General features: G+C 70.9%; 9 protein-coding genes. 1 reads left to right on the top strand and 8 read right to left on the bottom strand.

Features of this window, described 5'->3' with window-relative positions:
• Nucleotides 1-195: 195 nt before the first annotated feature.
• From cseC to AB0D27_RS43695, 5 genes are all read right to left on the bottom strand, one after another.
• On the bottom strand, nucleotides 196-1,653 hold the full coding sequence (gene cseC, locus AB0D27_RS43715) for a two-component system sensor histidine kinase CseC (RefSeq protein ID WP_362520789.1): 1,458 nt from the start codon (nucleotides 1,651-1,653) through the stop codon (nucleotides 196-198).
• An 8-nt stretch (nucleotides 1,654-1,661) separates the two neighbouring features.
• Entirely contained in the window at nucleotides 1,662-2,372 is a 711-nt protein-coding gene (gene cseB / locus AB0D27_RS43710; RefSeq protein WP_362520786.1) for a two-component system response regulator CseB, read from the bottom strand.
• A gap of 19 nt (nucleotides 2,373-2,391) precedes the next feature.
• Nucleotides 2,392-3,042, bottom strand: coding sequence for a hypothetical protein (locus tag AB0D27_RS43705; RefSeq protein WP_362520784.1), 651 nt, complete (start codon nucleotides 3,040-3,042; stop codon nucleotides 2,392-2,394).
• On the bottom strand, nucleotides 3,030-3,581 hold the full coding sequence (locus AB0D27_RS43700) for a SigE family RNA polymerase sigma factor (protein ID WP_362520781.1): 552 nt from the start codon (nucleotides 3,579-3,581) through the stop codon (nucleotides 3,030-3,032). The genes AB0D27_RS43705 and AB0D27_RS43700 overlap by 13 nt, the downstream gene beginning before the upstream one ends.
• A 326-nt stretch (nucleotides 3,582-3,907) precedes the next feature.
• Nucleotides 3,908-4,828, bottom strand: a complete 921-nt coding sequence (locus AB0D27_RS43695; RefSeq protein ID WP_362520778.1) for an A/G-specific adenine glycosylase — start codon at nucleotides 4,826-4,828, stop codon at nucleotides 3,908-3,910.
• A 237-nt stretch (nucleotides 4,829-5,065) separates the two neighbouring features.
• Between AB0D27_RS43695 and AB0D27_RS43690 the strand changes: the two genes are divergently transcribed.
• Nucleotides 5,066-5,860: a hypothetical protein gene (locus tag AB0D27_RS43690; RefSeq protein ID WP_362520776.1), complete on the top strand. Its 795-nt coding sequence runs from the start codon at nucleotides 5,066-5,068 to the stop codon at nucleotides 5,858-5,860.
• A 247-nt stretch (nucleotides 5,861-6,107) separates the two neighbouring features.
• Here AB0D27_RS43690 and disA read toward each other — a convergent pair whose 3' ends face one another.
• From disA to AB0D27_RS43675, 3 genes are all read right to left on the bottom strand, one after another.
• Nucleotides 6,108-7,232 carry a DNA integrity scanning diadenylate cyclase DisA gene (disA, locus tag AB0D27_RS43685; protein WP_362520773.1) on the bottom strand — a complete coding sequence of 375 codons (1,125 nt, stop codon included), beginning with the start codon at nucleotides 7,230-7,232 and terminating at the stop codon, nucleotides 6,108-6,110.
• A 68-nt stretch (nucleotides 7,233-7,300) separates the two neighbouring features.
• Nucleotides 7,301-8,710: a DNA repair protein RadA gene (radA, locus tag AB0D27_RS43680; RefSeq protein WP_362520771.1), complete on the bottom strand. Its 1,410-nt coding sequence runs from the start codon at nucleotides 8,708-8,710 to the stop codon at nucleotides 7,301-7,303.
• A gap of 218 nt (nucleotides 8,711-8,928) precedes the next feature.
• Nucleotides 8,929-10,503, bottom strand: a complete 1,575-nt coding sequence (locus AB0D27_RS43675) for an MFS transporter (RefSeq protein ID WP_362520768.1) — start codon at nucleotides 10,501-10,503, stop codon at nucleotides 8,929-8,931.
• Between the last annotated feature and the right edge of the window lie 81 nt (nucleotides 10,504-10,584).

Here is a 10,584-nt window from a genome sequence, read left to right as displayed (position 1 = left end):
GCATCGTGTTCGACCAGCCACCGAAGCCACTCGACACGATCCCGCAGCAGCTCACCTTCGAGGACGCCGTGGAACCAACGTTCTGAGACACCACAACTAGGGCCTGCGCGGCCCGGGTACGGCGCTGGGGTGGGCCGAGGGTTTTCGTCCCGCCCCTGCGCACCCGGGGTTCCCTCTCGCCCGAAGGGCTCCCTCTCAAACGCCGGGCGGGCTTGAGGGCAGCATCGGGTAGCTCCCGGTGTTCGTCGGTGCGTGCTCCGGCAGCCACAGCACCGCGACCGCGCCCTCGGCGGGTACGTTGTCCGGGGTGCCGGCGGGCCGGATGTTGCGGAAGGTGAGGCGGGCGCCGAGCACCCGGGCCTGGCCCGCGGCGATGGTGAGGCCCAGGCCGTGGCCGTGGCCCGCGCGGTCGGTGCTGCCGGTGCGGAAGCGGCTCGGGCCGTCGGCGAGGAGCTTCTCGGGGAAGCCGGGACCGTGGTCGCGGACGCGGATGACGCGGCCCTCGACGGTGACCTCGATCGGCGGTTTGCCGTGCCGGGAGGCGTTCGCGAGGAGGTTGATCAGGACGCGTTCCAGGCGACGCGGGTCCGTCGTGACCTCTGACTCGTGCACCACACGCACCTCGACGCCCGCGTCCTTGGCGGCCACGCGCCGGGCCACGAACTCACCGAGCAGGATGTCCTGCAGCTCGGCCCGCTCGGAGGCGCCGTCCAGCCGGGCGACCTCCAGGACGTCCTCGACGAGGGTGCGCATGGCTTGCGCCCGGTCCCGGACCAGCTCGGTGGGCCGGCCGGGAGGCAGCAGCTCGGCCGCGGTGAGCAGACCGGTCACCGGGGTGCGCAGCTCGTGCGCGATGTCGGCCGTCACCCGCCGCTCGGCCTCGATGCGCTGCTGGAGCGCGTCCGCCATCGCGTCCACGGCGCGCGCGAGATCGTCGGTCTCGTCGCGTACGACACCACCGATCGCGTCCCGTACCCGCACGTCGGGCTCGCCCTTGGCGACCTGGTTCGCGGCGGACGCGGCCTTGCGCAGCCTGCGCGACAGCTGCCCGCCTATGAGCACACCGAGCGCGCTGCCGCCGAACACGACCGCGATGGAGCCGATGATCAGCGCCTGATCGAGGTCTTTCATGACGTCGGCGTTGCGGTCCGTGAACCGTTCGTGCCAGGACAGCACCCGGCCGTCCCTGAGCGGCACGGCGGCCCAGATGTCCGGCACGCCGTGCGCGCCGTCGGAGACGTAGGTCGCCCGCCGCCCCTCCGTGACCTTGGCCAGCAGGTCACCCGGGATGGCCGGGTCGTCGATCTTGACCCCGAAGGGAGGCGTGCCGGGAGGGGGCCGGCCGGGCCCGTACATGCGCTGCGCGAGCTGGATGCGCTCGTTGGCCAGGTCGCGCGAGTTGTCGAGCATCGACACCCGGGCCGCGTTGTGCACGACCAGGCTCAGCGCGATCGCGACCAGCGCGCCGACCAGCGCGATGGCCGCGCTGAGCTTCCATCTGATCCCGGTACGGATACCCGCGCCGCCCACGCCAAGTCTCGTCTGCGCGCCCGCGCCAAGTCGCGTACGGCCGCCCGCATCGAGTCTCGTACGGCCGCCCGCGCCCGTTCTCGTACCGCCGCCCGGCACCGGGCGCCGAAATATCCCCCGCATACCCCTGCTCAGGCTTTCAACTTGTAGCCGAAGCCACGGACCGTTTCGATCCGGTCCTGGCCGATCTTCGTACGCAGCCGCTGTACATGGACGTCGACCACACGGGTGTCACCGCCCCAGCCGTAGTCCCACACACGTTCGAGCAGCTTGTCGCGGCTCAGTACCGTACCCGGCGCGGACGAGAATTCCAGGAGCAGCCGCATCTCGGTGGGCGTGAGTGCCACCGGCGTACCGCCTCTGCGTACTTCCATGCCCTCGGTGTCGATCTCCAGCTCGCCGAAGGCGAGCATGCCGCCGTCCACCGACGCGGGCCCCTCGGCCGCCGCCGCGCCCTGCCCGCCGCTGGCGTGCCCGAAGCGGCGCAGCACCGCGCGGATGCGGGCGACCAGCACGGCACCGTCGAACGGCTTCGTCACGTAGTCGTCGGCGCCGGCCTCCAGGCCGAGCACGACGTCGATCGAGTCGGCGCGCGCGGACAGCATGATCACGGGGACGGTCGACTCGTCACGGATGCGGCGGCACAGCGAGACGCCGTCGAGTCCGGGGACCATCACGTCCAGCAGGGCGATGTCGGGGCGGTCGGCGCGAAACGCCTCCAGGCCCGACAGTCCGTCGGGCATGGCGGTGACCGCGAAGCCGTCGCGCTCCAGGGCGAGCTGTGTGGCCTCGCGGATGACGTCGTCGTCCTCGACGAACAGGACGTGGGTCTGCTCTGCCATCCGGCTGCTCCGTCCGCTCTCAGTTCGGGGCGGGGGAGGGCGTGTCAGTGCCGCCCACCGCGTTGCTGTAGTCGTTGTGTATCCGGGACTTCTCGGTGAAACGGGTCGCGGACCAGCCGTAGGTGATCACTTCTTCGCTGGAGGGGTACGCCACCGGGTCGCCCTTCTTGTACAGCTGCTGGGTGACCACCAGGTCGCCCCGGTCTATCTCGGCGTAGACCGGGGGTTCCTCGACCTTGAAGACGTTCTGGTACTTCCCGCCCTCTTCGCGGTACACATACGAGCCGACGCCGACGGCGTCGCCGCAGGTCATCACGTTGATCACCACGTCGTCCGCGGAGCCGCCGGTCAGATCGCCGTACGAGACGTCGACGGGGTACTCGTCACCGACGCACGGCTTCAGATCGCGCTTGACCGCCGCGTTGACCGTCGGGTCATCCTTGACGAGCTTGACCGCGTCCACGTGCTCGGGGGGTTTGGTCGGCGAGGCGGAGAGCATCGGCGTGGTGCCGCTCTTCGCGAGCGAGTCGCCGCCCGCGGGCCCCTCGTCGCGGGCGCCGGTGCCGCCCGTCGCGCAGGCGGTCACGAAAAGGCCGAGGGCGGTGAGCACGGCTGCTGCCGAACTCCCCGCCTTCAGGACCTGAATGGCCCGATTTCCTAGGCCGCGCAACGCTCCCGCTCCTTACCCGGTTCGAGCGCGCGGGCGCCGCGCTCGTCGTAGTCCCGGCTCTCCAGCTCCTCGCGGAGCCGGGCCAGCGCCCGGTGCAGCGTGCTCTTGACCGTTCCGGCCGACATGCCGAGGGCGGCGGCCGTCTCCTCCGTGGACATCTGCTCCCAGTGTCGCAGCACCACGACACTGCGCTGCTTGGGAGCGAGAACCTTCATGATGTCCATAAGGAGAGCCCGGTCCGCGTGCTGTTCGGTGGAGTCGTCGACGGACGCGTCCGGCAGCTGCTCGGTGGGCACCTCTTCGAGCTTCCGGGCCCGCCACCACTCGGTCCGCGTATTGATCATCACGCGGCGCAGGTAGGCGTCGGCCAGCCGCTTGTCCGCGATGCCGTCCCAGCGGCCGTACGTCCGTACGAGCGCGGTCTGCAGCAGGTCCTGGGCGTCGACCGGGTCGGGGACCAGGCGGCGAGCACTGCGCAGCAGCGCGTCCTGCCGAGTGCGGACGTACTCCTCGAATTCGAGCACCTCGCCGTGCGCCATGATCAACCGCCTCCATCCCCGTTTCCGGCCTGACTGCCGCCGGTTCTCCGTTACCTGCGAACCGCCGTGGCCCCGCCGCGTGTCGCGGCGGTCCCTGCGGTACGCCAATGAAGTTACGGAGGCGTTGTCACGGGGTTGTCCGAGACAGCCTGCGGCAAGCAATCGGCTGTCCGTCGGTTGTGTAACGGAGGGCGGTGGGGGGTAGGGCGATGCGGGTGTACGTCCCGGTTGATCCGGTTTGTCCGTCGGTTACGTCAACCGTTGGCGCGGCGGTGCCCACACGTCAGCTGTTGCGTCAGAGGTTTGATGAACGGTTGCGTAAGCGGTTACGTAAGCGGTAGACGATACAAACCGCCGGGGAGTGGCTCCACCAGTCCGTCCGCGACGAGTCCGTCGAGCGCCCGGGCCCGCTGGACCGGTTCGTCCCATACCCGGTCCAGCGCGGCCTGCGGGACCGGCGTGACCGCGTCCCTCAGCACCGCGAGGAGCCTGCCGCGCACCTGTCTGTCCGTCCCGGCGTACGTCTGTCCGCGCCGCGGCGGCCCCTCGTGCTCCGGCTTGCCCGCCAGCCGCCACGCGCACTGCGCGGCGATCGGGCAGCGGTGGCAGGTCTCGTTCTTCGCCGTGCACACCAGCGCGCCCAGTTCCATCGAGGCGGCGGCCCAGCGCGCGGCCGTGGGCTCGCTCTCCGGGAGCAGTGCGCGGGCGAGCTTGCGCTCGGCCGCGGTGGTGGCGTTCGGCGGGTACCGCACACCGGTGACGGCCCGGGCGAAGACCCGCCGTACGTTCGTGTCGAGTACGGCGTGACGCTGGCCGTACGCGAAGGACGCCACCGCCGCCGCCGTGTACTCCCCGATGCCGGGCAGCGCGAGCAGCTGCGCGTGTTCCGTCGGTACGTCACCGCCGTGCCGTTCCGTTATGGCCACCGCGGCGCCGTGCAGCCGCAGCGCACGGCGCGGGTAGCCGAGGCGGCCCCAGGCGCGGACGGCCTCGCCCGGGGGCTCCTTCGCCAGGTCGGCGGGGCGGGGCCAGCGTTTGAGCCACTCCGCGTACACCGGCAGCACGCGGTTCACGGGGGTCTGCTGCAGCATGAACTCGCTGACCATCACTCCCCAAGGACCGGCGTCGGGGCGCCGCCACGGGAGATCACGGGCGTGCTCGTCGAACCAGGCGATGACGGGGGTGTGGAGGGTCGCGGCGTTCGCGGAGTTCGCGGCGTTCTGGGCGGGCTGTGTGGGTGCAGTCATGGCGGTGTCGATCCTGCCATGCGGGGGGTGGGGCTGAGGTTCAGCCCGCCCGGCGTTTGAGGACGAGCGCGAAGCGCGATACGAGGGGCCGAGGGGCGCAGCCTCCCCCAGATACGGGACGGGTAGGGGCGGAGGGGGCGAACTACTGCCGAGCTCCGGGATGATGATCCGGAAAAGTTGGGGCCGGGGCGGCGGGTGGGGCAAGCGGCGCGGCGGATCTCTCGTACAGTTTGCGCCGTGGGATCTCTGCGCAATCCGGTCGGGCCGCTTCCCTCCACCATCTACTGGCGTCGGAGGGCCGTTCTGCTGTCCATGCTCGCGCTGTTGGCGCTGCTCATCGTGTGGGTGGTCGGTTCCGGCGGCGGAGGCGGAAAGAACAACTCCGGCGGTTCCAACGGGAAGAACCCGGCCCCCTCGATCACTCCGGGCCCCTCCGGCTCGGGTCCCGCGATCAGTCAACACCCGGGCGGACGCGACGAGTCGAGCGGCAGTGCCAGCGGTGGCGGCACCGGGTCCGGGGACGGTTCCGGTTCGGATTCCGGGGCTCCCGGCGGGAGCGGCAGCGGCTCCGACGACGGGGCCAAGAACGGCGGAGGGTCCGGAGAGCAGCTTCCGGTCGGCTCCAGTCTTCCCAACTGCACCGCAGGCAGCGTCAAGTTGACGCTCAAGAGCGCGCACAACACGTACGCGCCCGGCGAGAAGCCCACGCTCGAACTCGTCGTGAAGAACTCCTCCGGCAGCGACTGCAAGGTCGATCTCGGCCCGAAGAACACCGTCTTGACGATCACTCAGGCCGGCAGCGACGACGGCATCTGGTCCTCGGCCGACTGCCCGAAGACCACCGGCGGCGCGCTCTTCCGCCTGCCGGCCAACGACCAGGTGGCCTACACGGTGGAGTGGGATCGCAAGCCCAGTGCCCCGGAGTGCGCTACGCCTCCGGCGGGGTCGGCGTCCGCTGGCACGTACTTGGTGGAGGCGAAGGCGCCGGGGCTGACGAAGGCGCAGACGTCGTTCGTGCTGTCCAAGGACTGACGGGGCGACGGGGCGGGCGCTTCCCAGGTTCGCCTGGGTTCGTGCCGTTTTCCAGGGTCGGGCTGGGTTCGTTGCGGTCGCTCGGGCTCGCTTTGAGTTCGTCGCGGTCGCTCGGGTTCGCTTTGAGTTCGTCGCGGTCGCTCGGGTGTGCTTTGGCGTCGCGGTTCCTCGGGCTTGCTGGGGGTCCGTTGCGGTCGCTCGGGTTCGCTGGGGGGTCGTCGCGGTCGCTCGGGTTCGCTCCGAGTTCTTAGACGTACCGCTCCAGAATCGACGACTCCGCCAGCCGCGACAGACCCTCGCGGACGCTCCGGGCCCGCGCCTCGCCCACCCCGTCGACCGTCTGGAGGTCGTCCACGCTGGCGGCGAGCAGCTTCTGCAGCCCTCCGAAGTGCTCGACCAGCCGGTCGATGATCGCGCCGGGCAGGCGGGGCACCTTGGCGAGGAGACGGAAGCCGCGCGGCGAGACCGCGGAGTCCAGTGCCTCGGGCGAGCCCGTGTAGCCCAACGCCCGTGCCACGGTGGACATTTCGAGCAGCTCCGCATGCGTGAGCGCGTCCAGCTCGGAGAGCGCCTCGTCGACCGTACGGGAGCGCTTCGCGGTCGGCTCGGGCACATAGTCCCGTACGACGAGTTCGCGCTCGGGCTCGACGCCCGCGATCAACTCGTCCAGCTGCAGGGCGAGAAGACGCCCGTCGGTGCCCAGTTCGACGACGTACTCGGCGATCTCGGTGGCGATCCGGCGCACCATCTCCAGGCGCTGGGCGACCGCCGACACGTCCCGGACGGTGACCAGGTCTTCGATCTCCAGCGCTGACAACGTTCCCGCGACCTCGTCGAGGCGGAGCTTGTAGCGCTCCAGGGTCGCCAGGGCCTGGTTGGCGCGGGAGAGGATCGCGGCGGAGTCCTCCAGGACGCGGCGCTGACCGTCTACGTACAGGGCGATCAGGCGCATCGACTGGGAGACCGAGACGACGGGGAAGCCGACCTGCTTGCTCACCCGGTCCGCGGTGCGGTGCCGCGTGCCCGTCTCCTCCGTCGGGATCGTCGGGTCGGGCACCAGCTGCACGCCCGCCCGGAGGATCTTGGTGATGTCCTTGTCGACGACGATGCCGCCGTCGAGCTTGCACAGCTCGCGCAGCCGGGTCGCCGTGAAGTCGACGTCCAGGACGAAACCGCCGGTGCACATCGACTCGACGGTCTTGTCCCAGCCGAGCACGATGAGACCGCCGGTGTTGCCTCGGAGGATCCGCTCCAGGCCGTCGCGAAGCCCCGTGCCGGGTGCCACGGCGCTCAGTGAGGCGCGCATCAGGCCATCGGCACCGGAGCTCCCACCGGACTTTCCGGGAGCTGCTGCCCGGTCGTTGGCTGCCACTGCACTCCTCCGGTCGCGGGTTTCCGGTCGCCCTCTGTTCGTACGGACGGGCGAGACCAGGGCAAAGTCTACCGGCGCTCTTCCTCCTCCCGTGGGGCCTCTCGACGACGCGACCTCGGCAGCACGCGCAGCGCCTCGCCCATGTCGGCGACTTCCAGGACCTTCATACCGGCAGGGATCTTGCCCGGGTCGCTCGGTACGAGGGCGTGGGTGAAGCCCAGCCGGTGTGCTTCGGCCAGTCGTCGCTGGACGCCCGTGACCCGTCTGACCTCGCCCGCGAGGCCTACTTCGCCGATCGCCACGAGGTTCTTCGGGAGCGGGGTGTCACTTGCCGCCGACGCCAGGGCGAGCGCGATCGCGAGGTCCGCGGCGGGCTCGGAGAGCTTCACGCCGCCTACCGTCGCCGAGTAGATGTCCCGCTTGCCCAGTGCGCTGATCCGGCCGCGCTGCTCCAGGACGGCGAGCATCATCGAGACGCGGGAGGTCTCCAGGCCGGAGGTGGTGCGGCGGGGGGAGGGGATCTGCGAGTCCACCGTGAGGGCCTGTACCTCCGCCACCAAGGGACGGCGGCCCTCGAGGGTGACGGTCAGGCAGGTGCCGGGGACCGGTTCGGCACGGCGGGTGAGGAACAGGCCCGAGGGGTCGGCGAGCCCTGTGATGCCCTCGTCGTGCAGCTCGAAGCAGCCGACCTCGTCCGTCGTGCCGTAACGGTTCTTGACCCCTCGGACGAGACGCAGGCGCGCGTGCCGGTCGCCCTCGAAGCTCAGGACGACGTCCACGAGGTGTTCGAGCAGGCGTGGGCCGGCGATCGCGCCGTCCTTGGTGACGTGGCCCACCAGGAGGGTGGACATGCCGCGTTCCTTGGAAGCGCGGATCAGGGCGCCCGCCACTTCGCGGACCTGCGCCATGCCGCCGGGGGCGCCGTCGATCTCCGGGGAGGCGACGGTCTGTACGGAGTCCAGGATCAGCAGGGACGGCTTCACCGCGTCCAAGTGGCCGAGGACTGCGGCCAGATCGGTCTCCGCGGCGAGGTAGAGGTGGTCGTGGATGGCCTTGATGCGGTCGGCGCGCAGGCGGACCTGGCTCGCCGACTCCTCACCTGTGATGTAGAGCGTGCGGTGCTCGTCGCTTGCCGACTTCGCCGCCACGTCGAGGAGGAGGGTGGACTTGCCGACGCCCGGCTCGCCCGCGACGAGGACGACCGCGCCCGGGACCAGGCCTCCTCCAAGGACGCGGTCCAGCTCCGGTACGCCGGTGGTGCGGGCCGTGGCCTGACGGCCGTCGACCTGGCCGATCGGCACGGCGGAGGTGGTGACGCGGCCCGGTGCCGTCGTACGGACCGCGGGCGTGCCGTACTCCTCGACCGTGCCCCATGCCTGGCACTCGGGGCAGCGGCCCAGCCACTTGGCCGTCTGCCAGCCGCACTCCGTGCAGCGGTAGGACGGGCGGTCCTTCGTGGATTTCGTACGGGCAGCCATGGGTGGAACCGTAGCCGAGGGCTCTGACAGTCGGCCTCGCGTGTGCGGACCTGGGTGGTTCGCCTGCCCACGGTGGGGGTAGGGGCCGCGCCGGTACATCCGCCCGCATCCGAACGGATCCGCTGTGGGTGGAAAAGTGCTGCTTTCTTACGATCCGTTCGGATGCGCGCATTCGATGTACCGGCACGGCCCCTTCCGCGCGTGGGCGGGTGCGGGGCTCAGCCGGTCACCGTCACTGCTTGCGGTGCCTCGGTCGGTTCGTGTTTCTCTGTACGTCCGTGCAGGGCGAGTAGGGCCAGTACTGCGGCGAAGAGGGCTGCTGAGCCGCAGACCACGAAGCCGATCGAGTAGCCGTGGCCCAGGGCGTCCAGGGCGTAGGCGCGGGCGGCGCCCGGGGGTGAGGTCGCGGGGACCGAGTTGAGGGCCAGGGGGCCGCCCTCCTTGAGGACCTCGTGGGCCGCCGTCTGCGATGCGGGGGGCAGCTGTGCGAGTTTTGTCGTGACCTGGGACGCGGCTTGGCTCAGGGCCACCGCGCCGATGACCGCGGGCCCGAGGGTGAAGCCGAAGTCGCGCAGCAGGTTGGTGGAGGCGCTGGCCATGCCCGCCAGGTGTACGGGGACTGTGTTGACGGCCGTCGCCGTGATCGAGGAGACGGTGAACGCGAAGCCGATGCCCACCAGGCCCAGCGGCAGGATCAGTGAGGTCAGCGCCCGGTCGTCGACGTCGAGCGTGGCCGCCAGGAAGTCGCCGGCCGCGATCAGCAGGAGTCCCGCCGTGAGCAGGCGGCGCGCGGAGACCCGGGCCAGGAGGCGTGAGGTGAGCGGGGTGAGGAACGGGGTGATGCCGTTGAGCAGCAGGAACGCGAAGGCCGTACGCATCGGTGTCTGGTGCTGGATCGGGCCGAGCCGGATGCTCGCTCCGTACGCCGTGCCCAGGAAGCTGAACATGCCGACGACCGCGACGACGGAGGCGACCGCGAAGGAGCGGTTGCGGAACAGGTCGAGGCGGAGGAGGGGCGAGGCGGCCCGGTGTTCGGCTGCTACGAAGAGGGCGATGAAGGCCGCCGCGATGACGAACGCGACGACCACTGATGCCGAGCCCCACCCGTCCGTCGGGCCCTGGATGACGGCGTAGAGGAGGGCGAACAGGCCCACCCCGATGGTGATCTGACCGCCGATGTCCAGGGAACGGCCTTCCGGCGAGCGGGAGTCGGTGGCAAGCAGCACGCTGGCCAGGGCGCTGATCGCGGCGATGATCGCCACTACGACGAACGACCAGCGCCACGATCCGTAGGTTCCCGTGATGCCGCCGAGCAGGGGCGCGAGGAAGCCGCCCGCCGAGAGGCTGGATGCCCAGATGGCGATGGCGCGGGCCCGCTGGGCGTGGGTGTGCGTGCCCGCCGCGATCATCGCCAGCGAGGTCGGGAACAGCGCGGCGGCGCCGAGGCCGGCCAGCGCCTGACCCATCCAGAGCTGGTGGATGCCGCCGCTGGAGGCCGCCACCACCTCGCCGGCGCCGAGCAGCGCCGCGCCGCCCACCAGCAGCCGCTTGCGCCCGAAGAGGTCACCGAGGACCCCGAACGACAGCTCCAGCACGGTCACCGGCAGGAGGAAGGCGTCGGATATCCAGGTGAGTTGGGACCCGACCGGATGCAGGTGCTCCTGGAAGAGTCCGTTGAGGGTGGCAGGGATCGCGATCCCGATCTGCGCGAGGCAGACAGCCAGACAGCCCGCGATCAGGGTGCCGAGGGGGAGACGGGAGGGGGGTGGGGATGGGGGTGCTTCTTCGGGCATGGGGAGTCCGTTCTCAGCCCGTCCGGGGTTTGAGGACGAGGCCGTTAGGCCGACGGCGGGGGTCTGGGGGCGGCAGCCCCC

The organism is Streptomyces sp. NPDC048415, from assembly GCF_040651675.1.
Lineage (GTDB): Bacteria > Actinomycetota > Actinomycetes > Streptomycetales > Streptomycetaceae > Streptomyces.
This window is presented reverse-complemented; position numbering and strand designations above follow the sequence as displayed.